The organism is Streptomyces xanthii (assembly GCF_014621695.1).
GTDB lineage: Bacteria > Actinomycetota > Actinomycetes > Streptomycetales > Streptomycetaceae > Streptomyces > Streptomyces xanthii.
On record NZ_CP061281.1, the window covers coordinates 6,802,637 to 6,828,083 of the forward strand.

The 25,447-nt window shown below is 71.9% G+C and carries 31 protein-coding genes, 1 pseudogene and 1 riboswitch; of the genes and pseudogenes, 14 read left to right on the forward strand and 18 right to left on the reverse strand.

Going from position 1 to position 25,447, the window contains the following annotated elements; all coding sequences use genetic code 11:
* Positions 1–124 precede the first annotated feature (124 nt).
* Positions 125–553: a GNAT family N-acetyltransferase gene (locus IAG42_RS30730; protein WP_188340213.1), complete on the reverse strand. Its 429-nt coding sequence runs from the start codon at positions 551–553 to the stop codon at positions 125–127.
* 127 nt (positions 554–680) lie between these two features.
* Between IAG42_RS30730 and IAG42_RS30735 the strand changes: the two genes are divergently transcribed.
* Positions 681–920: a toxin-antitoxin system HicB family antitoxin gene (locus IAG42_RS30735; protein WP_188340214.1), complete on the forward strand. Its 240-nt coding sequence runs from the start codon at positions 681–683 to the stop codon at positions 918–920.
* Between the two features lie 46 nt (positions 921–966).
* Positions 967–1,305, forward strand: a complete 339-nt coding sequence (locus tag IAG42_RS30740; RefSeq protein ID WP_188341684.1) for a fic family toxin-antitoxin system, toxin component — start codon at positions 967–969, stop codon at positions 1,303–1,305.
* A 25-nt stretch (positions 1,306–1,330) separates the two neighbouring features.
* Here the strand turns inward: IAG42_RS30740 and IAG42_RS30745 are convergent, their stop codons facing one another.
* The 4 genes from IAG42_RS30745 to bioB all read right to left on the reverse strand — a co-directional run bounded on the left by IAG42_RS30745 (position 1,331) and on the right by bioB (position 5,319).
* The gene (locus tag IAG42_RS30745; RefSeq protein ID WP_188340215.1) at positions 1,331–1,996 is read right to left on the reverse strand and encodes a class I SAM-dependent methyltransferase; all 666 of its coding nucleotides are present in this window, start codon (positions 1,994–1,996) and stop codon (positions 1,331–1,333) included.
* An 89-nt stretch (positions 1,997–2,085) separates the two neighbouring features.
* On the reverse strand, positions 2,086–2,805 hold the full coding sequence (gene bioD / locus IAG42_RS30750) for a dethiobiotin synthase (protein ID WP_188340216.1): 720 nt from the start codon (positions 2,803–2,805) through the stop codon (positions 2,086–2,088).
* An 11-nt stretch (positions 2,806–2,816) separates the two neighbouring features.
* Positions 2,817–4,106, reverse strand: a complete 1,290-nt coding sequence (locus IAG42_RS30755) for an adenosylmethionine--8-amino-7-oxononanoate transaminase (protein ID WP_188340217.1) — start codon at positions 4,104–4,106, stop codon at positions 2,817–2,819.
* Positions 4,099–5,319: a biotin synthase BioB gene (gene bioB / locus IAG42_RS30760; RefSeq protein WP_188340218.1), complete on the reverse strand. Its 1,221-nt coding sequence runs from the start codon at positions 5,317–5,319 to the stop codon at positions 4,099–4,101. Before bioB ends, IAG42_RS30755 begins: the two co-directional genes overlap by 8 nt.
* 157 nt (positions 5,320–5,476) lie before the next feature.
* Here bioB and IAG42_RS30765 point away from each other — a divergent pair, with 157 nt between their 5' ends.
* Positions 5,477–6,661 carry an 8-amino-7-oxononanoate synthase gene (locus IAG42_RS30765; RefSeq protein WP_188340219.1) on the forward strand — a complete coding sequence of 395 codons (1,185 nt, stop codon included), beginning with the start codon at positions 5,477–5,479 and terminating at the stop codon, positions 6,659–6,661.
* Here the strand turns inward: IAG42_RS30765 and IAG42_RS30770 are convergent.
* Together IAG42_RS30770 and IAG42_RS30775 are read right to left on the reverse strand one after the other, a co-directional pair.
* Positions 6,642–6,875 carry a DUF397 domain-containing protein gene (locus IAG42_RS30770; RefSeq protein ID WP_188340220.1) on the reverse strand — a complete coding sequence of 78 codons (234 nt, stop codon included), beginning with the start codon at positions 6,873–6,875 and terminating at the stop codon, positions 6,642–6,644. The two genes, IAG42_RS30765 and IAG42_RS30770, sit on opposite strands and share 20 nt — an antisense overlap.
* Positions 6,872–7,777, reverse strand: a complete 906-nt coding sequence (locus tag IAG42_RS30775; RefSeq protein ID WP_188340221.1) for a helix-turn-helix domain-containing protein — start codon at positions 7,775–7,777, stop codon at positions 6,872–6,874. The genes IAG42_RS30770 and IAG42_RS30775 overlap by 4 nt, the downstream gene beginning before the upstream one ends.
* 279 nt (positions 7,778–8,056) lie before the next feature.
* Here IAG42_RS30775 and IAG42_RS30780 point away from each other — a divergent pair, with 279 nt between their 5' ends.
* Both IAG42_RS30780 and IAG42_RS38620 read left to right on the forward strand, forming a co-directional pair.
* Positions 8,057–8,497 carry an ATP-binding protein gene (locus tag IAG42_RS30780; RefSeq protein WP_188340222.1) on the forward strand — a complete coding sequence of 147 codons (441 nt, stop codon included), beginning with the start codon at positions 8,057–8,059 and terminating at the stop codon, positions 8,495–8,497.
* Between the two features lie 189 nt (positions 8,498–8,686).
* A pseudogene (locus IAG42_RS38620) lies at positions 8,687–8,791 on the forward strand (LysE family translocator); the annotation flags it as partial.
* Here IAG42_RS38620 and IAG42_RS30785 read toward each other — a convergent pair.
* The 4 genes from IAG42_RS30785 to IAG42_RS30800 all read right to left on the reverse strand — a co-directional run bounded on the left by IAG42_RS30785 (position 8,742) and on the right by IAG42_RS30800 (position 11,312).
* Positions 8,742–9,263, reverse strand: coding sequence for a DUF6328 family protein (locus IAG42_RS30785; RefSeq protein WP_188340223.1), 522 nt, complete (start codon positions 9,261–9,263; stop codon positions 8,742–8,744). The pseudogene IAG42_RS38620 and the gene IAG42_RS30785 sit on opposite strands and share 50 nt — an antisense overlap.
* Positions 9,264–9,330: 67 nt before the next feature.
* Complete coding sequence (locus IAG42_RS30790) at positions 9,331–9,804, reverse strand: C40 family peptidase (RefSeq protein ID WP_188340224.1); 474 nt, start codon at positions 9,802–9,804, stop codon at positions 9,331–9,333.
* Between the two features lie 3 nt (positions 9,805–9,807).
* Positions 9,808–9,935, reverse strand: a riboswitch (cyclic di-AMP (ydaO/yuaA leader).
* Positions 9,936–10,357: 422 nt separating this feature from the next.
* On the reverse strand, positions 10,358–10,666 hold the full coding sequence (locus IAG42_RS30795; RefSeq protein ID WP_188340225.1) for a hypothetical protein: 309 nt from the start codon (positions 10,664–10,666) through the stop codon (positions 10,358–10,360).
* A 7-nt stretch (positions 10,667–10,673) separates the two neighbouring features.
* On the reverse strand, positions 10,674–11,312 hold the full coding sequence (locus IAG42_RS30800; protein WP_188340226.1) for an ATP-dependent Clp protease proteolytic subunit: 639 nt from the start codon (positions 11,310–11,312) through the stop codon (positions 10,674–10,676).
* Between the two features lie 99 nt (positions 11,313–11,411).
* Between IAG42_RS30800 and IAG42_RS30805 the strand changes: the two genes are divergently transcribed.
* From IAG42_RS30805 to IAG42_RS30840, 8 genes are all read left to right on the forward strand, one after another.
* Complete coding sequence (locus tag IAG42_RS30805) at positions 11,412–11,702, forward strand: type II toxin-antitoxin system Phd/YefM family antitoxin (RefSeq protein ID WP_188340227.1); 291 nt, start codon at positions 11,412–11,414, stop codon at positions 11,700–11,702.
* A 240-nt stretch (positions 11,703–11,942) separates the two neighbouring features.
* Positions 11,943–12,245 carry an urease subunit gamma gene (locus IAG42_RS30810; RefSeq protein WP_188340228.1) on the forward strand — a complete coding sequence of 101 codons (303 nt, stop codon included), beginning with the start codon at positions 11,943–11,945 and terminating at the stop codon, positions 12,243–12,245.
* Between the two features lie 17 nt (positions 12,246–12,262).
* Positions 12,263–12,574, forward strand: coding sequence for an urease subunit beta (locus tag IAG42_RS30815; RefSeq protein WP_188340229.1), 312 nt, complete (start codon positions 12,263–12,265; stop codon positions 12,572–12,574).
* Positions 12,567–14,288, forward strand: coding sequence for an urease subunit alpha (locus tag IAG42_RS30820; RefSeq protein ID WP_188340230.1), 1,722 nt, complete (start codon positions 12,567–12,569; stop codon positions 14,286–14,288). The genes IAG42_RS30815 and IAG42_RS30820 overlap by 8 nt, the downstream gene beginning before the upstream one ends.
* Before the next feature lie 18 nt (positions 14,289–14,306).
* Positions 14,307–14,981 (forward strand): urease accessory protein UreF, encoded by a 675-nt coding sequence (locus IAG42_RS30825; protein ID WP_188340231.1) that lies wholly within the window; start codon positions 14,307–14,309, stop codon positions 14,979–14,981.
* Between the two features lie 129 nt (positions 14,982–15,110).
* The gene (gene ureG, locus IAG42_RS30830; RefSeq protein ID WP_188340232.1) at positions 15,111–15,791 is read left to right on the forward strand and encodes an urease accessory protein UreG; all 681 of its coding nucleotides are present in this window, start codon (positions 15,111–15,113) and stop codon (positions 15,789–15,791) included.
* Entirely contained in the window at positions 15,788–16,564 is a 777-nt protein-coding gene (locus tag IAG42_RS30835) for an urease accessory protein UreD (RefSeq protein WP_223206217.1), read from the forward strand. Before ureG ends, IAG42_RS30835 begins: the two co-directional genes overlap by 4 nt.
* Positions 16,565–16,694: 130 nt before the next feature.
* Positions 16,695–18,329 carry an alpha/beta hydrolase gene (locus tag IAG42_RS30840; RefSeq protein WP_188340233.1) on the forward strand — a complete coding sequence of 545 codons (1,635 nt, stop codon included), beginning with the start codon at positions 16,695–16,697 and terminating at the stop codon, positions 18,327–18,329.
* 84 nt (positions 18,330–18,413) lie between these two features.
* Here IAG42_RS30840 and IAG42_RS30845 read toward each other — a convergent pair whose 3' ends face one another.
* Together IAG42_RS30845 and IAG42_RS30850 are read right to left on the reverse strand one after the other, a co-directional pair.
* Positions 18,414–19,451, reverse strand: coding sequence for an NAD-dependent epimerase/dehydratase family protein (locus IAG42_RS30845; RefSeq protein ID WP_188340234.1), 1,038 nt, complete (start codon positions 19,449–19,451; stop codon positions 18,414–18,416).
* 76 nt (positions 19,452–19,527) lie between these two features.
* The gene (locus IAG42_RS30850; RefSeq protein WP_188340235.1) at positions 19,528–20,247 is read right to left on the reverse strand and encodes a lysophospholipid acyltransferase family protein; all 720 of its coding nucleotides are present in this window, start codon (positions 20,245–20,247) and stop codon (positions 19,528–19,530) included.
* A 203-nt stretch (positions 20,248–20,450) separates the two neighbouring features.
* Between IAG42_RS30850 and IAG42_RS30855 the strand changes: the two genes are divergently transcribed.
* Positions 20,451–20,837, forward strand: a complete 387-nt coding sequence (locus IAG42_RS30855; RefSeq protein WP_188340236.1) for an SSI family serine proteinase inhibitor — start codon at positions 20,451–20,453, stop codon at positions 20,835–20,837.
* Between the two features lie 22 nt (positions 20,838–20,859).
* Here the strand turns inward: IAG42_RS30855 and IAG42_RS30860 are convergent, their stop codons facing one another.
* The 5 genes from IAG42_RS30860 to IAG42_RS30880 all read right to left on the reverse strand — a co-directional run bounded on the left by IAG42_RS30860 (position 20,860) and on the right by IAG42_RS30880 (position 25,406).
* Positions 20,860–21,018, reverse strand: a complete 159-nt coding sequence (locus tag IAG42_RS30860; protein WP_188340237.1) for a hypothetical protein — start codon at positions 21,016–21,018, stop codon at positions 20,860–20,862.
* A 96-nt stretch (positions 21,019–21,114) separates the two neighbouring features.
* On the reverse strand, positions 21,115–22,068 hold the full coding sequence (locus tag IAG42_RS30865; RefSeq protein WP_188340238.1) for a cytochrome c oxidase assembly protein: 954 nt from the start codon (positions 22,066–22,068) through the stop codon (positions 21,115–21,117).
* Between the two features lie 125 nt (positions 22,069–22,193).
* Positions 22,194–23,219: a 6-phosphofructokinase gene (locus IAG42_RS30870; RefSeq protein WP_188340239.1), complete on the reverse strand. Its 1,026-nt coding sequence runs from the start codon at positions 23,217–23,219 to the stop codon at positions 22,194–22,196.
* Between the two features lie 175 nt (positions 23,220–23,394).
* Positions 23,395–24,126: a type 1 glutamine amidotransferase gene (locus IAG42_RS30875; protein ID WP_188340240.1), complete on the reverse strand. Its 732-nt coding sequence runs from the start codon at positions 24,124–24,126 to the stop codon at positions 23,395–23,397.
* A gap of 41 nt (positions 24,127–24,167) precedes the next feature.
* The gene (locus IAG42_RS30880; protein WP_188340241.1) at positions 24,168–25,406 is read right to left on the reverse strand and encodes a MurT ligase domain-containing protein; all 1,239 of its coding nucleotides are present in this window, start codon (positions 25,404–25,406) and stop codon (positions 24,168–24,170) included.
* Positions 25,407–25,447 lie beyond the last annotated feature (41 nt).

The following is a 25,447-nucleotide window of genomic DNA, read 5'->3' on the forward strand; positions in this document are numbered from 1 at the left end:
ACGGGGACCGTGCGGAGGGAGGGGCCGGGTACTGGGAGGCTCGCCCATGGGCGGACGCTCACACCTTTCGCAGAAGTTTCGACGGACCACGCCATAGTAAAGGATCGGCAAAGCAGCCCGCTTCTCAGCCGTCGGTCAGGGGCTTCACCCAGCGGGACCACTGCGGCTCCGGCGCGTAGCCGGCCGCCCGCCACGCGTGGTGCGCCCGCTCGTTGCGGTCGAGCACCATCGCGTCGCCGCGCCGCCCGCCCAGCGCCGCGAACCGCTCCTCGGCCGCCGCGAGCAGTGCCGAGCCGATGCCCTGACGCCGCGCCTCCGGCGACACCGCGAGCCGGTACAGATGGCAGCGCCACCCGTCGAAACCGGCGATCACCGTCCCCACCAGCACACCGTCCCGCTCGGCGAGCAGCAGCGCCTCGGGGTCCCGCGCGACCAGACGGTCCACGCCCGCGCGGTCGTCGCTGATGCTCGTGCCTTCCGCCGCCGTGCGCCAGAAGGCGAGGACGGCGGTCACGTCGGAGGGGCCCGCGGCCCGGATGTGAAGATCGCTCATACGGCGATCCCATCACCGGCGGCCCGCCGGGCGCCGCCGGTTTTCACATGCCGGACGGGACGCCCCCCGTGAAAGGCGCTCCAGGCCGCCCTTGCCGGTGCTAGCGCCGCGGCGCTAGCTTGAAAGCATGGCGAAGACGCAGCTGAACGTGCGGGTGGACGAGGACACCGCCCGCGCGGCCCGGGAGCGCGCGCTGGCCCGGGGCATGAGCGTGAACAGATACATCGAGGAGCTGGTCCGGCGCGACGCGGGCGAGCTCGGCCGTACGTTCGTCGACGCGGCCGCCGACTTCATGAAGCAGTACGAGACCGTGTTCGCCGAGGAGTTCGGCACCGACAGCGAAGGCCGGCACCGTCCCGTTGACTGAACCGCGCAACCCCTCGCACCTGACCGTCGATCTCGCCTGGCTGCTCATGATCGCCGAGCAGAAGACCCCGGGCGACCCCCAGGTCTCCGACTGGGGCGCCCTCGTCGCGGCCGTGGCCCGCCACTCCGCGGAGATCTTCGACATCCCCGTCTACGTGACACCCCACGCCCGGGCGGCGGCGCTGCTCCAACTCCTCATCCACGTACCGGCGCTGGAGCGGTCGAACGCGATGTTCGCCTCCGCGGTCGCCTACGCCTACCTCGTCGCCAGCGGCCTCAAGGTCGTCATCTCGCCCGAGCAGGTCCGCGAGTTGGCGCGGCTCGTCAAGGACGGCGCCGCGACCGTCCACGACATCGAGAAGGAACTGCGCAAGTGGAGCCTGTGAACCACCTGGACCGCCAGGACGCGCCCTAGGCCGAAGTGGCCATCGGCCGGCGGGCCGTGCCGAGCACGCAGTACGAGGTCGGCAGCCTCGGCCCGCGCTCCGGCATCAGCAGTTCACGGTGGTCGATGTCCTCGAAACCGGCCGCGCGCACCGACGCCACCGCGTCCCGCCCCACGTGACAGCCGCCGAACAGGCGCGGCCACACGGTCCTGTCGAGGACACCCTGCACCCGGCGCATCCCGTGCCCCGGCGCCTGCCCGTGCTCGAAGAACCGCACCTCGCCGCCCGGCCGCAGCACCCTGCGCACCTCGGACAGCGACCGCTCCACGTCCCGCACGCTGCACAGCACCAGACACACCACGACGGCGTCGTACGCCTCGCTCTTCACGGGCAGCGCCTCGGCCGCCCCCGGCACGACATCGACCGGGACCTCCGCCCGCAGCGCCGCCTCGACCGCGAGGGCCCGCAGCTCACGCTCCGGCTCGATCGCGACGACCTCGGAGACGGCGGCCGGGTAGTTCCCGAAGTTCAGCCCGTTCCCGGCCCCGACCTCCAGCACGCGTCCCGACAGCCCGTCCAGCAACTCCCGGCGGACGGGCGCCATCGCGGGCTCGGCCCGCACGCTGAACCGTGCGTAGAACCGCGCGAACCACGGATGGCGCACCGCGTCCTGCCGCCCCCGACCCGTCATACCGACCTCCAGAGCACGAGCTGCCGCCTGCACTCCGAATTGTCCTCCGACACCGGGCGGCTGTCGCCCCCTCCGCGACCGGCCGGGGCTCAGCCGGCCGAAGCGGCGCGAAACTCCTCGGCGTCCCAAGTCCCGCCCAGCGCGGCCCCGACCCAGGACCCGGCCCGAGCCCGGAAATCAGCCGGCGCCAGAGCCCCGGCCCCCTCGGGGACCGCGCCCAGGAGCCCGGCCCCGGCCACCTGGGGCAGGTCCGCCACATTGCAGCGCTCCGCGAGCCCGGGGGCGCCGGGCCAGGACCCGATGACGACCCCGGCCTGCTCCAGCCCCCGCGCCCGCAACGCCTCCGCCGTCAACTGAACGGAGTTCAGCGTGCCGAGCCCGGCCGCCGCCACCACGAGCACCGGCGCCCCGAGCAGCCGCGCCGCGTCCGCGAGCGTCGACCCCTCCGCGTCGAAGTGGACGAGCAGCCCGCCCGCCCCCTCGACCAGCACCAGATCGTGCGAGGCGGCCAGCTTCTCGGCGGCCTCGGCGACCTGGGCCGGCCGCACCGGAGCCATCCCGGCGCGCGCCGCCGCAGTCCCCGGGGCCAACGGCTCCGGATAGCGCCCCAGTTCGAGACCCGTCACCCGCGCCCCGGCGAGCCGCACGACGTCGTCGACGTCACCCGGCTCACCCGGCGCGACACCGGTCTGCGCCGGCTTGAGCACGGCCACCGAACGGCCCGCCCGCAGCGCGACCGCGGCCACCGCCGCCGTCGTCACCGTCTTGCCGATCTCGGTCCCGGTCCCCGAGACCACGAGTACCGTCATGTCCGCTCCGTTCACCCTTCCCGCGCGGCGGCGCGCACCGCACGGCCGATCCGTGCCAGATCCTCGTCACCCGTGACGTACGGCGGCATCGTGTACACGAGGTCGCGGAACGGCCGCAGCCACACGCCCTCCGCCACCGCCGCCCGCGTCGCCGCCGCCATGTCGATCTCGTGGTCCAGCTGCACGACCCCGATCGCGCCCAGGACGCGTACGTCCGTGACACCGGGAAGCTCCGCCGCCCCGGCCAGACCGTCCCGCAGACCGGTCTCGATCCGCTTGACCTCCGCCTGCCAGTCCTGGCCGAGCAGCAGATCGATCGAGGCGCAGGCGACGGCCGCCGCCAGCGGGTTGCCCATGAACGTCGGGCCGTGCGCGAGGACCGGGACCTCGCCGCGGGAGATCCCGTCGGCGACCCGGGGCGTGCACAGCGTCGCCGCCATCGTCATGTATCCGCCGGTCAGCGCCTTGCCGACACACATCACGTCCGGTGTCACCAAGGCCTGCTCCGCGGCGAACAGCGTGCCCGTGCGGCCGAAACCGGTCGCGATCTCGTCGAAGACGAGCAGTACGTCGTGCGCGTCGCACGCCTCCCGCAGCACCCGCAGATACGCGGGGGAGTGGAAGCGCATGCCGCCCGCGCCCTGCACCACCGGCTCGACGACCACGGCCGCCAGCTCGTGCGCGTGCCGCCCGATCATGTCCCGCAGATGCTCCGCGTACGACTCCTCGTACGCGGCCGGCGGCGCGTCGGCGAACAACTGGCGGGGCAGCACGCCCGCCCACAGCCCGTGCATGCCGCCCTCGGGGTCGCACACGGACATGGGCTGCCAGGTGTCGCCGTGGTAGCCGCCGCGCCAGGTCAGCATCCGGTGCTTCTCGGGCCGGCCCAGCGAACGCCAGTACTGCAGGCACATCTTGAGCGCGACCTCGACCGACACGGAACCCGAGTCGGCGAGGAAGACATGCTCCAGGCCGTCGGGCGACATGTCGACAAGGCGCTCCGCGAGCCGCACGGCGGGCTCGTGCGTGAGCCCGCCGAACATGACGTGGCTCATCCGGTCCAGCTGACCGCGGGCGGCCTCGTCCAGGACGGGGTGCCGGTAGCCGTGGATCGCCGACCACCAGGACGACATCCCGTCCACCAGCTCCCCGTGCCCGGCGACCCGCAGCCGCACCCCGGCCGCCGACTCGACGACCAGGGGCTCCTGCCGGCCCGGCATGGGCCCGTACGGATGCCAGACGTGCTGCCGGTCGAGCGCGAGGAGCTCGCTCACGCGCGGATCGGAGGGCTGATCAGGCATTGGGGGCGAGGTCCGTCCCCGCGCCACGACGGCGCACCGCGACCAGGTCCGTGCGGGCCTCGGACGCCGCGGGCTCCCGGGGGGCTGCCTCGGCCGCGTGGGAACCACAGCCCCCGCCGGCCGCGTGCGAACCGCAGCCGGCCTCGGCCTCGTGCGAACCGCAGCCGCTGTCCGGCTCCGTACCGCACACCGAGCCGCAGCCCGCCTCCGTGCGGTGCTCGGGCAGGGTCACCTGGTCGGTGCCCTCGACCTCGAAACCGGCGTCCGCGATCATGTCGAGGTCGGCCTTGCCGGCCTGGCCCTCGCTGGTCAGGTAGTCGCCCAGGAAGATCGAGTTCGCGATGTTCAGCGCCAGGGGCTGCATCGAGCGCAGGTGCACCTCGCGCCCGCCCGCGATCCGCACCTCGACGTCCGGGCAGACGAACCGCACCATGGCGAGGATCCGCAGGCAGCGCTGCGGCGTCAGGTTCCACTCCTTGGCGAGCGGCGTGCCCTCGAACGGGATCAGGAAGTTCACCGGCACCGAGTCCGGGTCCAGCTCACGCAGCCCGAAGACCACGTCGACGAGGTCCTCGTCGCTCTCGCCCATGCCCGCGATCAGGCCCGAGCAGGCGGAGAGCCCCGCCGCGTGCGCCTTCTGCACGGTGTCGACGCGGTCCGCGTAGGTGTGCGTCGTGGTGATGCCGGCGTACGTCGCCTCGGACGTGTTCAGGTTGTGGTTGTACGCGTCGGCGCCCGCCGTGCGCAGCCGCTCGGCCTGGCCGTCGGACAGCAGCCCGAGGCAGGCGCAGACCTCGACGTCCTCGTTCTCCGACTTGATCGCGTCGATGGTCTTGGCGACCCGGTCGACGTCCTTGTCCGTGGGCCCGCGACCGCTCGCCACCAGGCAGACGCGCTTCGCGCCGCCCGCGACACCGGCGGCCGCCGCCTTGGACGCCTCGTCCGGCTTGAGCCACGTGTACTTGAGGATCTCCGCCTTGGAGCCGAGGCGCTGCGAACAGTAGGAGCAGTCCTCCGGGCACAGGCCCGACTTCAGGTTCACCAGGTAGTTGAGCTTGACCCGGCGGCCGAACCACTGGCGGCGCACCTTCCCGGCCGCGGCCACCACATCGAGCAGTTCGTCGTCCGACGTCGCCAGTACGGCGAGCGCCTCTTCACGGCTCGGCAGCTCGCGCCGAAGCCCCTTGTCCACCAGCGTGTTCAGCAGGTCCATGGCCTCAGATCCTGACCTATGGCACCGCTCCCGCGAAAGGAGACTTCGTACAAAGCGTGTCGTTCGACGTGTGGGTATCACCACATCCTGACCCGGTGGCGGGGCGGCTAGGGTCTGTGCATTACCTACAAAGCGTCCTCTGCGCAACGAGGGAGTCATGGCCGCAGCCCACTCTTCTTCCGACGGTTTCGCGTTCGACTGGATCGACGGTCAGCGCCGCGGCCGTGAGGCCGCCGGGCTCGTGCGCACGCTGCGCCCCCGCCCCGCGGACTCCCCGCTCCTCGACCTCGCGAGCAACGACTACCTGGGCCTGGCCCGGCACCCCGAGGTCGTCGAGGGCGCCGCGCGCGCCGCCCGGCGCTGGGGCGGCGGAGCCACCGGTTCCCGTCTCGTCACCGGCACCACTGAACTGCACACACGGCTGGAGCGGGAGCTCGCCGCGTTCTGCGGCTTCGAGTCCGCGCTGGTCCTGTCCTCCGGCTACGCGGCCAATCTCGCCGCCGTCACGGCGCTCGCCCCGCACGGCTCGCTGATCGTGTCCGACGCGGGCAACCACGCCTCGCTGATCGACGGGTGCCGGCTCGCGCGCGGGACCACTCAGGTGGTACCGCACGCCGACCCCGAGGCCGTCCGCAAGGCGCTGTCGACCCACGACGGGCCCTCCGTGGTGGTGTCCGACACCGTCTTCTCGGTCGACGGCGACCAGGCTCCGTTGTCGGAACTCTCCCATGCCGCACGGGAGTTCGGGGCCGGACTGATCGTCGACGACGCGCACGGGCTCGGTGTCCTCGGCGCGGGCGGGCGGGGCGCCGCGGACGCGGTGGGTCTCGCGGGCGCCGCGGACACCGTCGTGACCGTCACCCTGTCCAAGTCCTTCGGCAGCCAGGGCGGCGCCGTCCTCGGTCCGGCCCGCGTCATCGACCACCTGATCAACACGGCCCGTACGTTCATCTTCGACACGGGACTCGCACCGGCCGCCGCGGGCGCCGCCCTCGCCGCGCTCGAACTGCTGCGGGCGCGGCCCGAACTCGCGCGGCAGGCGGGACAGGTCGCGAGGGCGCTGCACGAGAGGCTCGTCGCGGAGGGGCTCACGGCCGTCGCGCCCCAGGCGGCGGTCGTCTCCGTGCGGGCACCCTCGCCGCACGAGGCCGTGCGCTGGGCGGCGGACTGCCGGGAGGCCGGCCTGTCGGTCGGCTGCTTCCGGCCGCCGTCCGTGCCCGACGGGATCTCCCGGCTGCGGCTGACCGCCCGTGCCGACCTGACGCAGGATCAGATCGCCGAGGCCGTCGGGGTGATCAGCCGCACGGCGCCCGCCGGGGCGTTCACCGCAGGGAGTCGATGAACCCCTCCCACGCGGTGGGGGTGAACAGGAGCGCGGGCCCGGCCGGGTCCTTGGAGTCGCGGACGGCGAGCCGCCCGGCCACGGCCCGGCCGTTCGGCCGGGCCGTCTCGACACAGTTGTTGGCACCCGTGCTGCGGCTGCTGCGGCGCCATCGCGCGGCGCCCAGGAGCGCGGTGGTGGGGACGGTGGGACCGTGCCGAGGGGGAGCGGTCATGGTGCCTCCTTACCCAGCGCCGGGGCAGCGCGAGGCGTCGGCGTCCTCGCCTGTCCGGCGATCTGTGCGATGAATTCCAGCGAGTCATCGGGCGGAAGTGCGTGGAGCAGGAGAGCGTCGAAGGCGTGTGCGTACGCCCTGAGGTCTTCTTTCCGCTCGAGATAGAGGCTATTCGTCAAATGGTCGAGGACGACCACATCCAGATCGGATGTGTTCGGAAACGAGAAGACTACGAACGGTCCGGTCAGGCCGATGTGCCCGCCCGCCGTGAACGGAAGCACCTGGATCCGGACATGCGGCAGCCGCGCCGCCTCCACCAGCCACGCCAACTGCCCCTCCAGCACCCCCGGTCCGCCCACCACGCGCCGCAGCACCGCCTCGTCGAGCACGGCGGTCAGCTCCAGCGGCGGGTCCGCCCGCAGCACGTCCTGCCGCGCGAGCCGCACCTCCACCAGCGCGTCGATGTGCTGCTCCGGCGTCCCGGCGAGCACCGAACGCGTCACCGCGCGCGCGTACTCCGGCGTCTGTAACAGCCCCGGCACCACGCTCGTCTCCAGCGTGCGGATGCGGCAGGCCTGCGACTCCAGGCTGATGAAGTCCCGGTACGAGGGCGGCAACAGGCCCCGATAGGCGTGCCACCAGTGCTGGACGCCCGCGTCGTCACCGCCGGCCAGCGCGACCAGCAGCTCGCGCAACCGGGGGTCCCTGGCCTCCAGCGCGTCGAGCAGCAACAGCACGTCCGACGGCTTCACGCCACTGCGGCCCGTCTCGATCCGGCTCACTTTCGACTGGTGCCAGCCCACGAGCCGGGCCGCCTCGCCACTGGTGAGCCCGGCGCTCACCCGCAGCGCGCGCAACTCGGCGCCCAGCTTGCGGCGCCGCACCGCGGGACCGTATTTCATGCTGACTCCTCAGGCTTCGCGGCGCGGCGGCCGCGTCCTCCCGGCCCGTTCGGCTGCGCTCACCCGCACGACGGTAGAACACCCCGCGTGCGCCCGCCCAAATACGGTCTACCGTCGTAGAGTTCACCGCTTCGAGCGACAGATATATGCATATCTTGGGGGATCGGCTGCCCGTGAGCAGGCCCAAGTGGCACTCTGGCGCGAAGCAGTCGGGGGCCGCGCGCGAGAGATCCGCGAGTGCCGGACAAGCGGCCCCGGCGGGAAAGGGACGACGTCGCCATGGCAGATCACCAGGAAGCATCCGTCACGCTGCCGAGCGACCCCGCATCGGTGTCGGCCGCCCGCTCCTACGTCGCCACCGTGCTGACCGAATGGGGCATGCCGGTGGACTGCGACACCGCCGACACGGTCCGCCTGATCGTCTCGGAGCTCGCGACCAACGCGGTGCAGCACACCCGCGGGCAGTCACCCACGTTCACCGTCGACCTCGAGCTGGAGCGCGACGAGCACCTGCGCATCGGCGTCACCGACAGCCACCCGCGCTATCCCAAGCGCCTGCCCGCCGCCGTCCAGCAGGACAACGGCCGGGGCATGGTGATCATCCGGTGTCTCACCGCGGAGTGCGGCGGCAGACTCTCGGTCGCCCCGACCCCCGAGGGCGGCAAGACCGTGTGGATCGCCCTGCCGTGGGTCACCGCGGCACCGACGGCCGTGTACTGACCCGCGCCCCCCCTTCTCGGAACCCCAGCACGCGGCGGGCCGCCCGGACGCCCCGCGCGGCGGCGCCCGGAACGCGGCCACGGCCGGACGCGCCTCGTCGGCCCGCCACACCACCGAGATCGTCCGGCTCAGCTCACCGGGATCCAGCCGGCGCATCCCGGCCGGCGTCGCGGAGGTCCGCGACGCCATGACCGGCTCGGGCGGTGGCTGCGGCGGCCGCGCACCGCACGGGCCGTCGGGACCGTCACGGGGAGCGCTCTGGTCCTTCTGGCGCCTCTTCTCCTGATGGAGCCGCCCGCCGCCTGACGAGCGCCCGCCGCAGCAGCCACGGCATGACCGCCCACAGGCCCGCGCACACCATGAAGGTGCCCACGCCCGCCGCGATGCCCGCGGCCCGGTTGAGCGTCACGTCGACCACCAGGAGCACCGAAGCGCTCAGGGCGAGCACGAGCGCCCCCATGCCGCAGGCCGCGAGCCGTGAGGACACCCGCACGATCTGCGGCTTCGCACCGAGGTGGAACAGGACGCGGTGCACGGCCGCCGGGGCGGTCAGCAGCGCGGCCGCCAGGACCGCGAGCAGCAGCGTCGTCACGTACGTGGCCCGCTGCGTGGTGTCCAGGGACGGGAAGCGGGCCGTGAACGCGAGGGTGAGCAGGAAGGCGAACAGGAACTGCACCCCGGTCTGCATGACGCGCAGCTCCTGCAGCAGCTCACCGAAGTTGCGGTCGGCCCGCTCCAGCGGCGTCTCGTTGCGCTCGTCGTCCATGACGCATGGGTAACCGCCGGCGCGGGTCTCAACCCTCCACGACCCCCGGGCGGCCGTGCGGCGGGCCTCAGCGCACCCGGCCGTACCAGACGCTCTTCGTCCAGATCTTCTGCAGGCGCACGACGTCCCCGGTCTTCGGGGAGTGCCAGATGCGTCCCTTCCCGGCGTAGATGCCGACGTGGTAGACGCTGCGGCCCGAATGGAAGAACACCAGGTCACCCTGCTTGCGGGTGGAGGCCGAGACATGACGGGTCTTGTTGTACTGCTGGGCGGCGGTGCGGGGCAGACTCTTGCCCGCGCGCTTGAACGAGTAGAGCGTCAGGCCGGAACAGTCGAAGCGGTGCGGCCCGGTGGCGCCCCATTTGTAGGGCGCTCCCTTCTTCGAAGCCGCGATCTGCAGTGCTTTGGCCGAGGCCGTGGCCGCTGAGGCCTCGGACGCCGCGCCGGGGACCATGAGCCCCGCTCCGGCGACCGCGAGGGTGAGGGCCGAGGCGGTACCGGCCCGGCTGAGCAGCGACGGAACACGATTGAGCGCAGTCATGCGCAACCCTTCGTCAACCGCCTGCGAAGGATGACCTGTCGGGTTCGGACTGGCGAAGATGCCCGGCCGCGTGATCACGGCTTCACCCCAAGGGCCCCTCGTCCGCAACTCCGGCTGAGCTGCGGCGGCGGCCCGTCGTGCCTGGGTCCTCCACTCCTGCCGATGCACTTCTGTCGACCTGGCATCCGTGCGGCGGCAGGACTCGGCGTCCGCACGGACCGCCCCGCCGCTGTGGCGGGGGCTTGTCGTCGGAAGGGATCTTGACGCACTCGTGTCGTGAAATCCGAGCTGAACCAGCGGTAAGTGAGGCTCCTCACGCTTGATCCGTTCAGGTGGACAGTGCGGCATTCGATCTTCGGCCGAGGGGGCCGACCATGCCCGTACCAGCGGCGGAACCATAGATTCCGCTGCGCGCCTACAGCACGGGCGCAACTCTGTCGGCCCCTCTTCACGTATGAACGTCTACGCCGAACGGGGGTACCTCTTCTGGCTCGTTTGGGTCGCCCCGCAGACGGTTCGAGCCGGATCGGGCCTTCGATGACCGCGGAGGACCTCAACCGACCGTTTCGGGCGGCAAAGTGACCCTCTGTGTCCGCCTCTCGCCGTCGAGGACCCGCAGCGCGCGGGCGAGGGTGGTGGCGTGGACCTGACTCTCGCCCCGTCGGTGCATCAGGTCGAGCGCGTCCCGCAGTTCGGTGGCCCGGCTGACGAGGGCCTGTGCCGCGCGCAGCCCCCGATAGGTGTCGTCGCCCCGCGCCGGATTGATCCGCGCGATCAGGTCGACCACCTCCAGATAGCGGTCGATCAGCTCGCACTCGGCCCGGGTCAGCGCGGGCAGGGGCGGCAGTTCGGGTGGGTACATCGACCTGTCACCTCCGCCCGGGCGCGCCCGGCGCCGAGGTCTTGCGGCTCTGTACGACGTGGTCCACCAGGCCGTGCTCCAGGGCCTGTTCGGCCGTGAGGACCGTGTCCCGCTCGATGTCCGCGCGCACCTGGTCCTGAGTCCGGGACGAGTGCCGCGCGAGCATCTCCTCCAACTGCTCGCGCATCCGCACGATCTCCCGCGCCTGGATCTCCAGGTCGGTGGGCTGCCCCTGGACCGGCTCCGGCAGGGCCGGCTGGTCGAGCACCACGCGGGCGCCCGGCAGCATCGTCCGCTTGCCCGGCGCCCCGGCCGCGAGCAGTACGGCCGCCACCGAGGCGGTCTGCCCCAGGCAGGTCGTCGCCACCTCGCAGCTGACGAACCGCATCGTGTCGTAGATCGCGGTCATCGCGCTGAACGAGCCGCCGGGGGAGTTGATGTACAGGGCGATGTCCCGGTCGGGCGCCTGGTGCTCGAGATGCATGAACTGCGCCATCACGTCGTTCGCCGACGTGTCGTCGATCGGTGTCCCGAGGAAGACGATGCGCTCCTCCAGGAGCTTCGAGTAGGGGTCGAGCGTGCGCTGTCCCGCGCTCGTGCGCTCGGTGAACTCCGGCAGGACGTAACGGCTGGTCGGACGGGTCATGGCGGTCGCGCCTCCGCTGCTCGTAGGGGGTCGCCCCGGTGGTGCCGGGCGGCTTCCTGTAAAAAATGTACAGGACGTACATGACGTACGATGGGGAGCATGGCCTACGAGATTCCGGTGACGCAAGCGAGGGCTGAGCTCGCCGATCTGATCAATCGCGTGGTGTACGGCGGCGAGCGCGTCGTCGTCACCCGGCACGGCAAGCCGCTCGTCGCCCTCGTATCGGCCGCCGACCTGGAGCGACTCCAGGAGTTCGACGGTCCGGCGGGGGACTCCGCGGAGGAGCCCGTCATCTCGTCCGTCGCTCGTCTGGGTTCTCTGTCGTCCGCTCCGGGCGAACGGCAGAGCTTCGGCATCGCCGCGGAACACCGGGGTCCCGAGGTCCGTTAGGGCCCGGTTGGTCAGCGGCTCACCTTGTCCCGGCAATGGGACGGTCAAGCGACGGTTAACCTCGTTGAAACTCCTCGGTACTAGCCTTCCGGCCCACGTCACCAGGGGTTTTCGTATCCGGGGTGCGCAAGATCGCGCACATTAGATGTGTGTTACATCTATGAGTGCTGGTTACCCCGTCGCGGTGGCCGCGGCAGCCGGGCCCCGCACGGTCCGGAGTGAAGGACTGAGGTGGGACGCGTGCAACTGACCCCGCACGAGCAGGAAAGACTGCTCATCCATGTGGCCGCCGATGTGGCCGAGAAGCGCCGCGCCCGAGGGGTGAGGCTCAATCACCCCGAGGCGATCGCGCTCCTCACCTCGCACATCCTCGAAGGCGCCCGCGACGGCCGCACCGTCGCCGAACTCATGGCGTCCGGACGCAAGGTGCTCACCCGGGACGACGTCATGGACGGCATTCCCGAGATGATCCACGACGTCCAGGTCGAGGCGACGTTCCCCGACGGGACGAAGCTCGTCACCGTGCACGAGCCGATCATCTGACGGGAGCGGACGACACCTTGATTCCCGGAGAGATCTTCTATGCCGACGCGCCCGTCGTGGTCAACGAGGGCCGCGACGTCATACGTATGACGGTGCTCAACGCCGCCGACCGGCCCGTCCAGGTCGGCTCCCACTACCACTTCGCCGAGGCCAACCCCGGCCTCGACTTCGACCGTGCCGCGGCCCGCGGCCGGCGGCTCAACATCGCCGCCGGCACGGCCGTCCGCTTCGAGCCCGGCATCCCCGTCGACGTCGAGCTCGTTCCTCTCGCCGGCCGCCGCGTCGTCCCCGGCCTGCGCGGTGAGACCGGAGGTCCCCTCGATGCCTGAACTGTCCCGCGCCGCCTACGCCGACCTGTTCGGCCCCACCACCGGCGACCGGATCCGGCTCGCCGACACCGACCTGCTCGTCGAGATCGAGGAGGACCGCTCGGGCGGCCCCGGCCGTTCCGGCGACGAGGCGGTGTTCGGCGGCGGCAAGGTCATCCGCGAGTCCATGGGGCAGTCGCGCGCCACCCGCGCCGAAGGCACCCCGGACACCGTTGTCACCGGCGCCGTCATCATCGACCACTGGGGCGTCGTCAAGGCCGACATCGGCATCCGCGACGGCCGCATCACCGGTATCGGCAAGGCCGGCAACCCCGACACGATGGACGGCGTCCACCCCGACCTCGTCATCGGACCCGAGACCGAGGTCCTCGCCGGCAACGGCAAGATCCTCACCGCCGGCGGCATCGACACGCACATCCACTTCATCTCGCCGACCATCGTCGACGAGGCCCTCGCCGCCGGCGTCACCACCCTGATCGGCGGTGGCACCGGACCCGCCGAGGGCAGCAAGGCGACCACCGTCACGCCCGGATCCTGGCACCTGGCCCGGATGTTCGCCGCCATGGAGCGCAGTCCCGTCAACATCGGCTTCCTCGGCAAGGGCAACACGATGTCGAAGGAGTCCATGCGCGACCAGCTGCGCGCGGGCATCCTCGGCTTCAAGATCCACGAGGACTGGGGCGCCACCCCCGCCGTGATCTCCGCCTGCCTCGACGTCTGTGAGGAGTCGGGCGCCCAACTGGCCGTCCACACCGACACGTTGAACGAGGCCGGATTCGTCCAGGACACCTTCGACGCCGTCGCCGGACGCACCCTGCACGCCTTCCACGTCGAGGGCGCGGGCGGCGGCCACGCACCCGACATGATCACCGCCGTGTCGCTGCCCCACATGCTGCCGAGCTCGACCAACCCGACCCGGCCGCACACCGTCAACACCGTCGAGGAACACCTCGACATGCTGATGGTCTGTCACCACCTCAACCCGGCCGTGCCGGAGGACCTCGCCTTCGCCGAGTCCCGCATCCGGCCCACCACCATCGCGGCCGAGGACATCCTGCACGACCTCGGCGCCATCTCGATCATGTCCTCGGACTCGCAGGCCATGGGCCGCATCGGTGAGGTCATCATGCGCACCTGGCAGACCGCGCACGTGATGAAGCGCCGCCGCGGCTTCCTGCCCGGAGACATCCGCGCCGACAACGCCCGCGCCCGCCGCTACGTCGCCAAGTACACGATCAACGCGGCGATCGCCCAGGGCATCGAGCACGAGATCGGCTCCGTCGAGAGCGGCAAACTCGCCGACCTCGTGCTGTGGGACCCGAAGTTCTTCGGCGTGAAGCCGCAGGTGGTGCTCAAGGGCGGCCAGATCGCCTACGCGCAGATGGGCGACGCCAACGCCTCCATCCCCACCCCGCAGCCCGTGCTGCCGCGCCCGATGTTCGGAGCCCGCGGCGCGGCGCCCGCCGCCAACTCGTTCAACTTCGTCGCCGAGGCGGCGATCGAGGACGGGCTGCCGGAGCGCCTCGGTCTCGGGCGCGGGTTCGTTCCGATCCATTCGACGCGCGGCCGCACCAAGGCTGACATGGTCAACAACGACGCGCTGCCCCGCGTCGAGGTCGCCCCGGACTCGTTCGCGGTGACCATCGACGGGGAGCTCGTCGAGCCCGAACCGGCCACGGAACTGCCGCTCGCCCAGCGGTACTTCCTCTTCTGAGGGACGTGTGCCCGCCTCATGACACGCGCCGCCCTGCTCGTCCTGGCCGACGGCCGCTTCCCCGCCGGAGGGCACGCCCACTCCGGCGGGGCGGAGGCCGCCGTCAAGGCGGGCCGCATCACCGACGCCGCGAGCCTGGAGGAGTTCTGCCGCGGCCGGCTGCACACCAGCGGTCTGGCCGCGGCGGCCATCGCCGCGGCCGCCGCGCTCGGTGTCGACCCCGTCGCGCTCGACACCGCGGCCGACGCCCGTACCCCCTCGGAAGCCCTGCGCACCGCCGCCCGCAGACTCGGCCGGCAGTTGATGCGGGCCGCCCGCGCCACCTGGCCGGACCCCGAACTCGACGCGCTGGCCGCGAAGTTCCCCAAGGGAGCCCACCAGCCCGTCGTGCTCGGCCTCGCCGCCCGCGCCGCCGGACTCGGCCCCGAGGACGCCGCGTACTGCTCCGCGTACGAAGGGGTCGGAGGGCCCGCGACCGCCGTCGTACGCCTGCTCAGCCTCGACCCGTTCGACGCGACCCGTGTGCTGGCCCGGCTCGCCCCCGAGCTGGATGTGGTCGTGCGGAGCGCGGTGGACGCGGCCCGGTCGGCCGTCGACGACGGGGTCGGCGTGCTACCCGCCGGGTCGGCGCCGCTGCTGGAGATCAGCGCGGAGGCGCACGCCGCTTGGGCTGTGCGGTTGTTCGCGTCCTAGCGGTGTGTCCGTTGCCGGCTGTCCGTCACTGAACCGGGGCTGCGTCCCCGGACCCCCGTCGGCCTGAACGGCCTCGTCCTCAAGCGCCGGACGGGCTGGGGGCCTGTCTCATTGGAGTTGAAGAACGTCATGCACCTTGGTCACTCTCACGACGACGCGTCCGCCGTCTCCGCCGATGCCCGGCGCCCCGACGGGAATCGGCGCGCCCTGCGCATCGGGCTCGGCGGGCCCGTGGGTTCCGGCAAGACCGCCACCGTCGCCGCCCTGTGCCGCGCCCTGCGCGACGAACTGTCCCTCGCCGTCGTCACGAACGACATCTACACGCGCGAGGACGCCGAGTTCCTGCTGCGCGAGGCCGTCCTGCCGCCCGAGCGGATCACCGCCGTGGAGACCGGCGCCTGCCCGCACACCGCCATCCGCGACGACATCTCCGCCAACCTGGAGGCCGTCGAGGACCTGGAGGACGAGGTCGGCCCGCTCGACCTGGTCCTCGTCGAGTCCGGCGGCGACAACCTGACCGCCACCTTCTCCAAGGGCCTCGTCGACGCCCAGATCTTCGTCATCGACGTCGCGGGCGGCGACGACATCCCGCGCAAGGGCGGCCCCGGGGTCACCACCGCCGACCTCCTCGTCGTCAACAAGACCGACCTCGCCCCCCATGTCGGCTCCGACCTCGACCGGATGTCCGCCGACGCCGAGAAGCAGCGGGGCGAGCTCCCTGTCGTCTTCCAGTCGCTGCGCGCCGAGGGCGGCGTCGGCGAGGTGGCCGGCTGGGTCCGGGAGCGCATCGCCGCCTGGACCGCCGCGTGAGCACTCATCAGGCCCGGGCCGGCGTCCGGTCCGTCGCCCGCGTCGTCGCGCGCGGTGACGGCCGGGGCGGCACGGCCCTGCCGGTCCTGGAGAGCGAGGGCTCGTTCGCCCTGCGCCGCACCCGCGGCGCCGGGGCGCAGGCCCGCGTCCTGCTGGTCGGCGCGATGGGCGGCCCCCTCGGCGGCGACCACTGCACGTTCGAGGCGCACGCGGAGGAGGGTGCTCACCTGCACGTCGGATCGGTCGCCGCGACGATCGCGCTGCCCGGCCAGTCCGGGGGCGAGGCCCGCCAGGACGTACGGCTCACGGTCGCGGACGGGGCCCGCCTCGACTGGCTGCCCGAGCAGCTGATCTCGGCCGGCGGCAGCGACCTGCGCGTCACCACGCGCGCGGAACTCGCACCCGGCGCCCACCTCGTGCTGCGCGAGGAACAGATGCTGGGCCGGGCCGGCGAGCAACCAGGACGCCTCGCCGGCCGTCTGACCGTGTGGCGCGCGGGCCGGCCGCTGCTCGACCAGGAGCTGGCCTGTGGCCCCGGCGCGCCCGGGGGCTGGGACGGTCCCGCCGTCCTCGCGGGCCACCGGGCACTGGGGCAACTGGTGGTCGTACGTCCCGATTTCGACCGGGACAAGCCGGCGGCCTGCCTGCTCGGCGAGTCGGGGACGGCCGCGCTGACCCCGCTCGCGGGCCCCGCCGTGCTGGTCACCGCCGTCGCGCCGGACGGGCTGCGGCTGCGCCGGACGCTCGACCTGGCGCTGGCCCGGCTCACCTGACCGCTGACCGGGACGAGTTATACCGTTTATCGGATTGGTAAAGAACGCCCGTCAACCCTGTTCGAAGTCCCGCGCGCACGACAGGATCCGGCTACCGATCAGCAACACGATCGACGTAACGATCGAATCGATGTGCGGGAGGGCTCACTTGAGACGGACTCGACAGACGAGTCGCGGCAGCCGGAAGGTGGTGATCGGCTCCGCGGGCGCCTTTGCGGCCGCGGCGCTGATAGCGGGCGCGGTCAGCGCCCCCGCCGCCAACGCGGCGCCGCAGAAGAGCGGTCAGACGTCCTACGACCGCGAGGCACGCGGAGCCGCTCTGGCCGCCGCGCGCGCGGAGAAGCAGGGCATCGACTGGAAGGACTGCCCCGCCGACTGGGGTCTGGCCTCGCCGATCCAGTGCGGCTGGGTCACCGTCCCGCTCGACTACGCCAAGCCGAACGGCAAGCAGATCAAGCTGGCCGTCGACCGTGTCGGCAGCACGGGCACCAAGGACGAGCGCCAGGGCGCCCTCGTCTACAACCCGGGCGGCCCCGGCGGTTCGGGCATGCGCTTCCCGACGCGCGTGACCAACAAGAACCCGATCTACGCGAAGATGGCGAAGGCGTACGACTTCGTCGGCTTCGACCCGCGTGGTGTCGGCCACTCCGCCCCGATCTCCTGCATCGACCCGCAGGAGTTCGTCAAGGCGCCCAAGGCCGACCCGGTCCCCGACACCGAGGCGGACAAGCTTGCCCAGCGCAAGCTCGCCAAGGAGTACGCGGACGGCTGCTACGAGCGCAGCGGCGAGATGCTGCCGCACATGACGACGCCGAACACCGCGCGTGACCTCGACGTCATCCGTGCCGCCCTCGGCGAGAAGAAGCTCAACTACCTGGGCGTCTCGTACGGCACCTACCTCGGCGCCGTCTACGGCACCCTCTTCCCGGGCCACGTCCGCCGCATGATTGTCGACTCCGTCGTCAACCCGGCGAAGGACAACATCTGGTACCAGGCGAACCTGAACCAGGACATCGCCTTCGAGGGCCGCTGGAAGGACTGGCAGGACTGGGTCGCCAAGAACGACGCGACCTTCCACCTCGGCGACACCCGCGACAAGGTCCAGAAGCAGTGGGAGACCCTGCGCGCGGCCGCGAAGAAGAGCCCCATCGGCGGGGTCGTCGGCCCGGCCGAGCTCATCAGCTTCTTCCAGAGCGCGCCGTACTACGACTCGGCGTGGGTGCCCACCGCCCAGGTGTGGAGCAAGTACGTCGCCGGTGACACCCAGGCGCTCGTCGACGCCGCCGCCCCCGACATGTCGGACACCAAGGGCAACGCGTCCTCCGAGAACGGCAACGCGGTCTACACGGCCGTGGAGTGCGCCGACGCCAAGTGGCCGACCAGCTGGCAGCGTTGGGACCGCGACAACACGGAGCTGCACAAGCAGTACCCGTTCATGACGTGGGCCAATGCGTGGATGAACCTGCCGTGCGCCACGTGGAAGACCAAGCAGCAGACCCCGCTGAACGTGAAGACCGGCAAGGGTCTGCCCTCGGTCCTCATCGTGCAGTCGGAGCGCGACGCCGCCACCCCGTACGACGGCGCCGTCGAGCTGCACAAGCGGTTCCAGGGCTCCCGTCTCATCACCGAGAAGGACGCCGGCTCGCACGGCGTCACGGGCCTGACGAACCCCTGCATCAACGACCGGGTCGACACCTACCTGCTCACGGGCAAGGTGGACAGCAAGGACGTGACGTGCGCCCCGCACGCCACGCCCAAGCCGTGACGGATCGCTGAGCACCACGCACACGACCGGCCCGGTCCCCGCCGTCACGGCGGGGACCGGGCCGGTCGCGTGTGCGCCCGCGGCTCAGCCGCGCGACGCGAGCCAGGCGTCCTCGGCCGCGTAGTCGAACAGGCCCGTCGTGTAGTTCCGCACCATCTTCGGGAAGCCCACCGTCCAGTCCGGCTCCTCCGCCAAGCGCCGCGTCAGCCACTCCACGGTCTCCGGCAGCGCCTGCGCGTACGTGGTGACGGGCGTGTAGCCGAGCTCCTCGCGGGCCGCCGTCATGTCCATCAGCACCGGGTTCGGCATGCCCCACGGGTTGTCCCCGACGGTCGGTGCCGGCGGAGCGCCGTCGAGCAGCACGGTCTCGGTCTCGACGTCCATCAGCGCGTCGATCATGGCGCCGATCTCGGCGACCGTGGGGGAGTCGGGGTCCGCCCCGTTCAGCACCCGCGACCCGGGGCGCCGCGCGGACAGCCGGACCAGCTCCGCCAGGTTGTACACGCTCGCCGGGTGGAAGCGGGACTCGCCGCGGTACGCCAGCACGCGCGTGCGCCGCCCGTCCAGGTTCCGCTTCACGAAGTACAGCTCGCGCGGGGTGCGGCAGTGCGGGCCGTGCACCGCCGACGCCCGGATCACCGTCGTGGGCAGCTTCTCGCCCAGCGCCAGCAGATCCTGCTCGATCCGCACCTTGCGCGGCCCGTACCCCTCGTCGGCGGGGGCCACCGTCCGCCAGGTCTCCGGGATCGGCACCGGATAGACCGGCATCCCGTCCGGCTCCTCCTGCGTCGCGAAGCCCCGGCCCTGCTCGTCCTCGTAGACCGCTCCGCTGGAGACCACCACGGCCGAGCCGATCCGCCCCGCCAGCGCCGCGAGCTGCCGCCCGTGCCGCGGCTCGAACGCCACCATGTCCACGACCACGTCCACGCCGTCGCCGACCAGGGCGGCCAGGGCCGCGTCGTCGTCCCGGTCCAGCCGCACCGAGCGCACCTCGTCGGGCCACGCCGCGTCCCGGTTCCCGCTCAGCGAGGCCGCCGTCACCGCCCAGCCGTCCTCCGCGAGCGCCCGCACCGCGGGCCGCCCGATCTGTCCCGCTCCACCGATCACCAGTGCCGTCTTCATGCCGTGACCGTATGCGCGGCCCCACCGCGGGACCCAGCGTTTTCTGCTCAGCGCAGAGCGGCCGGCGACGGCGGGTTCAGCTCAGGGGCATGCGGGGGAACCTGCGGGACTTCGCCGCCGCCTCGGCCTCCGCCTTCGCCACCGCCGCGTACTGGTCCACGTACTCCTGACCGGACAGCTCCAGGATCGCGTAGATGATCTCGTCCGTGACCGCGCGCAGGATCGCCTTCTCGCCCTCCATGCCCGCGTACCGGGAGAAGTCCAGCGGGCGGCCGAAGCGGATCGTCACCCGGCGCAGGCTCGGGATCTTCTGGCCCGGCGGCTGCGCCTCGAACGTGCCGATCATCGCGCACGGGATCACCGGCACCCCTGCGCCGAGCGCCATCGCGGCGACGCCGACCTTGCCCTTGTAGAGGCGGCCGTCGTGGGAGCGGGTGCCCTCCGGGTAGATGCCCAGCAGCTCACCGCGCCCGAGCACGCCGAGCCCCTCGCGGATCGCCGCCTGGCCCGCCTCCCGGCCCGACCGGTCCACCGGGATCTGGCCCGCGCTCCGGAAGAACGCCGCCGTCAGCCGGCCCTTGATCCCCGGCCCCGTGAAGTACTCCGCCTTCGCCAGGAACGTGATCCGGCGCTTCAGGATCGCCGGCATCAGGAAGTGGTCCGAGAACGACAGGTGGTTGCCCGCGACGATCGCGGCGCCCGAGTCCGGAACGTGCTCCAGACCCTCGATCCGCGGCCGGAACATCAGTCGCAGCAGCGGCCCGAGCAGCACGTACTTGAGCAGTCGGTAGAACATCGCCGGTCGCCTTCCCCCGTGGATCGCATGTGGTGCGCACACCCCATGAAGAGCTGTGATGCGTGCGCACAGTAGTCAATCCCCGGCGACGGCGCGAGAGCCCTTTCGGGCCCACTGCCCGGTTCGCACGGCGCGTCCCTTTGGCCGGACGCCGTGGGAGGAGTGCTCTGGTCCCACCTTCGTCCTCGTATCGGGAGGCCCGCATGCGGACCCTGCACCTCGCCACTGCCGCGCTGCTGTCACTCGGCGCGGTCGCCCCGGCCGCCGGCGCCGCCGAACCCGTACCCCGGGACGGCCTGTACCTCACGGTCTCCGGCGACGGCGAGACCTGGACCCGCGGCGTCCGCCTGGAGTGCACGCCCGCCCCTGCGGGGCACCACCCGTACGCCGCCGAGTCCTGCGCCGCGCTGGCCGCCGCCGAGGGAGACCTGGACGCGCTGGAGGGGCAGCCGTGGCGCTGCACGGAGGAGCAGGCCCCGGTGACCGCCGCGGCGCACGGAACCTTCGCGGGCCGGACGATCAACTGGCGCAGAACCTTCACGAACGCCTGCACGCTGGAGGCCTCGACCGGGGACGTCTTCCGGTTCTGACCCGGACGGCACCGCGGCCGGCTCAGGCGCTGCGCGAGGCCACCATCGCGACCGTGATCAGGCCGAGCACGACCCAGCCGAACCAGAGCCAGCCGTTGCTCCCGAGCGCCACCGTGTACGCGGTCACGGCCACCAGGCCGCCGACGGTGAAGGCACCCATCGTCTTCGTCGATCCGGGCATCGCGCACTCCTCCCGGCAGCCCGGACGGCGTACGACGGTGTGCGGCGCCCGAACCGCGGCCAGAAGGCCATAGTCACCCGGCGGCGGGCCGCGGCGCTACTGTCCGCGCGTGTTCAGCGAGGCCAGGTAGGCGTTGTACGCGGCGAGCTCCGCGTCCCCGTCCCGGTCCGCCTTGCGGTCCTGGCGGCGCGCCTGCCGGTCCTCGGACTTCTTCCACTGGAAGAGCAGCGCCAGCAGCACCAGCACCGACGGGACCTCGCTGAACGCCCACGCGATGCCGCCCGCCGCCGTCTGGTCCGCCAGCGGGTCGATGCCGAGCGAGGCCGGCGGGTTCTCGAAGGTGCCCACCATGGTGCTGCTCGCCATCATCAGCGCGATGCCGAAGAACGCGTGGAACGGCATGCCCGCGAACAGCTCCAGCATCCGCATCACGTAGCCCGGCCGGTGCGGGCCCGGGTCCACGCCCATGATCGGCCAGAAGAACACCAGGCCCACGGCGAGGAAGTGCACCATCATGCCGATGTGCCCGACCTTCGACCCCATCAGGAAGTCGAAGAGGGGAGTGAAGTACAGCGCGTACAGGCTCGCGATGAACAGCGGGATCGTGAACGCGGGATGCGTGATGATCCGCATGTAGCGGCTGTGCAGCAGCATCAGGAGCAGCTCGCGCGGCCCCTTGCTGCCGCGCTTCGCCGCGACGGGCAGCGCCCGCAGCGCGAGCGTGATCGGCGCGCCCATGAGCAGCAGGATCGGCGACAGCATGCTGATCACCATGTGCTGCACCATGTGCACGCTGAACATGACCATCCCGTAGTCGTTCAGCTTCGTGCACATCACCAGGGCGATGGTCAGCACGCCCACGACGAACGACAGGGTGCGCGACACCGGCCACTTGTCACCGCGGCGCGCGAGCCGCACGACGGCCCAGCCGTACAGGCCGAGGGCGACGAGGCAGCCGATGAGGAAGAAGGGGTCGGCCGACCAGCCAAGGCCACGCCCCAGCGTGAACGGCGGCAGATCCATGTTCATGCCGTGCCCGCTGTGATCCATCCGCCGGCTCCTGTTGCTCGTTTCGTACGGATTGTGCGCCACCAGACTAGAGCTGCCCCCGGCCGGGGCTTCGGCCGGGGGCAGCTCAGTTCAAAGAACAACTGAAAGCGGGTACGAGCAGTGACTCAGAGCACGCACTCCGCCTCGGCGTAGCGCTCGTCGGGGACCGTCTTGAGCGTCTCCACGGCCTCGGCCAGCGACACCATCACGATGTCCGTGCCGCGCAGCGCCGTCATCCGCCCGAACTCGCCGCGATGGACGGCCTCCACCGCGTGCCAGCCGAACCGCGTCGCGAGGACCCGGTCGTACGCGGTCGGGGTGCCGCCGCGCTGGACGTGCCCGAGGATCACCGGACGCGCCTCCTTGCCGAGGCGCTGCTCCAGCTCGATCGAGAGCTGACGGGCGATGCCGGCGAAGCGCTCGTGCCCGTAGACGTCCTTGCCGCCCTCGTCGAACTCCATCGAGCCGGCCCGGGGCTTGGCGCCCTCCGCCGCGACGACGATCGCGAACTTCTTGCCCGCCTCGAAACGCTCGCCGACCTTGCGGGTCAGTTCCTCGATGTCGAAGGGGCGCTCCGGGACGACGACGGCGTGGGCGCCGGCCGCCATGCCCGAGTGCAGGGCGATCCACCCGGTGTGCCGACCCATGACCTCCACGATCAGCACCCGCTGGTGCGACTCGGCGGTGGTCTTGAGCCGGTCCAGCGCCTCCGTGGCGACCCCGACGGCCGTGTCGAAACCGAAGGTCACGTCCGTGACAGCGATGTCGTTGTCGATCGTCTTCGGGACGCCGACGATCGGCAGGCCGTTGTCGGACAGCAGCCGGGCCGCCTTCAGGGTGCCCTCGCCGCCGATCGGGATGATCGCGTCGAGCCCCAGCTCGGCGACGTGGCCCTTGGCGCGCTCGACGCCGTCTCGCAGATGCGCGGGCTGGACCCGGGAGGAGCCGAGGATGGTGCCGCCGCGGGCCAGGATGCCGCCGACGGCGTCCAGGTCGAGCTTGCGGTAGTCGCACTCGAGCAGGCCCTTCCACCCGTCGTGGAAGCCGATGACCTCGTCGCCGTGGTCGACGACGGCTCGGTGCACGACCGAGCGGATCACCGCGTTCAGTCCGGGACAGTCTCCGCCGGAGGTGAGGACACCAATACGCATAAGCCCGCAATACCTTTGCAAACGTGGGCCGATGACCGGACCACGCCGTCCGGCTGGACCCCCGTACCTTATCGGCGCCCGGGGGCCCCGCCGTACGGGGCGTCCGCCTGCTGGACAACCCCGCTCATATGGGCGCGGGGCTGCCCCGAAGGTGCGTACGCGAAGGTGCGCAGGCCTAGGCGGGCTGCGCCGTGGCGGCCGCGATCCGCTCGCCCCGCAGCGCCTCGTACCACTGCTCGTCCACCGGCGGCAGCGCGTTCACATCGAGGGCCAGCTTCAGGAGCAGGTCGGCGATCTGCGGGTTGCGCGCCATCACGGGGCCGTGCATGTACGTGCCGAACACCGTGTCGTTGAAGGCGCCTTCGGTGCCGTCGCCCGTGCCGTTGCCCCGGCCGATGCGGGTGCGCGCGAAGGGGCGGGCCGTGGGGCCCAGGTGCGTCACGCCCTGGTGGTTCTCGAAACCGGTCAGCGGCGGCAGGTTCAGCTGCGGGTCGATGTCGGCCAGCACGTCGCCGACGCAGCGCTCGCCCTCGCCGCGCGTGGAGACCACGTCGAGCAGGCCGAGGCCCGGCTCGCGCTCACCGAGGTCGTTGATGAACTCGTGGCCCAGGATCTGGTAGCCGGCGCACACCGAGAAGACGATCGCGCCGTTGCCCACCGCGCGCTGCAGGCCGCCGTCACGGCGCAGCCGCTCGGCCGCGAGCCGCTGCGGACGGTCCTCGCCGCCGCCGATCAGGTAGATGTCGCCGGAGGTGGGGATCGGCTGGTCGCTGCGCACGTCGTAGCGCTCGACGTTCAGACGGCGCTGGCGGGCGCGCCGCTCCACCACCAGGGCGTTGCCCTGGTCGCCGTAGGTGCTCAGCAGGTCGGGGTAGACCCACACGAGACGCAGGCTGCTGTCGCTCATGCTCATCCTTAGCTGTTTCCGCTGTTTCTCGTCGGGGCGGGTCAGTTGCCGACGCGGCGGCGGACGTCCTGGAACGCGGTGTAGTTGGCGATCAGCTCGATCCGGCCCTGGGGCAGGACCTGCACCGCCTCGTCGAGCGTCTCGCAGACCCGGAAGTCCAGGCCCGCGACCTCGAGCCGGACCGCGAGGTCGAGCTTGCGGTCGCCGATCACACAGATCGGGTGCCCGGCCAGGCGCGTGTAGTCGACGTCCCACAGCCAGGAGGTGTCGGTGCCGTCCGCGCCCCGCGCGTTCACCGAGAGGATCACCGGGGTCGGCGGCGGGTCGATGAGGGTAAACGTTTCGAGCCAGCCCGCCGGGTTCTTGGCGAGCAGCAGGCGCAGGTCGCGGTCCATGAACCGGACGACGTCGTAGCGGCCCGCGACGGCCTGCACCTGGTACATGCGCTCCAGGGCCACCTGCGGCGGCACCCCGAAGACGGCGGCGACGGCGGCGGACGTGGCCGCGTTCGCCTTGTTGGCGCGGCCGGGCAGCTGGAGGTGGATCGGCCAGGCGGAGCCGTGCGGGTCAAGGACGTAGTCGCCCTGGAGCGCCCAGCTCGCGGTCGGACGGCGGAAGCCGCACTCGCCGCAGAACCAGTCGTCACCGGGGCGCTGCATCACACCGCCGCAGGCGGGGCAGGACCAGGCGTCGTCCTTCCACTCCTGGCCGGCCGCGACCCACACGACGTTCGGCGAGGAGGAGGCGGCCCAGACGACCAGCGGGTCGTCCGCGTTGGCGATCACGACCGCCTTCGAACCCGCGAGGCCCTCGCGCCACTTCTCCGCGAGCATGCGGGTCTCGGCGGCGCGGTCGAGCTGGTCGCGCGAGAGGTTGAGCAGCGCGATCGCCTTCGGGCTGGTGTCGCGCGCGACACCGGCCAGGTACTTCTCGTCGACCTCGATGACGCCGAACTTGGCCTCGGAACCACCGGCCAGGGCCGAGGTGATACCGGCAGGCATGTTCGCGCCCAGGGCGTTCGACACGACCTCGCCGCTCGCGCGGAGGGCCTCCGCGATCAGGCGCGTGGTCGTCGTCTTGCCGTTCGTCGCCGAGACGAGCACGACGTCCAGGTGCTGGGCGAGCCGTCCGAGCAGCTCGGGGTCGAGCTTGAGCGCGACCTTGCCACCGATCACCGAGCCGCTGCCACGGCCCGCCGCGCGCGAGACCGCCGCCGCGGCCTTGCCCGCCGTCACGGCCAGCTTGGCCCGCGGAGTCATCGACTCCGAGTTGCCTGCCATCTTCCTGGGTCCTCCTTGCGTACGGCGCCGCGCCTGCCCCC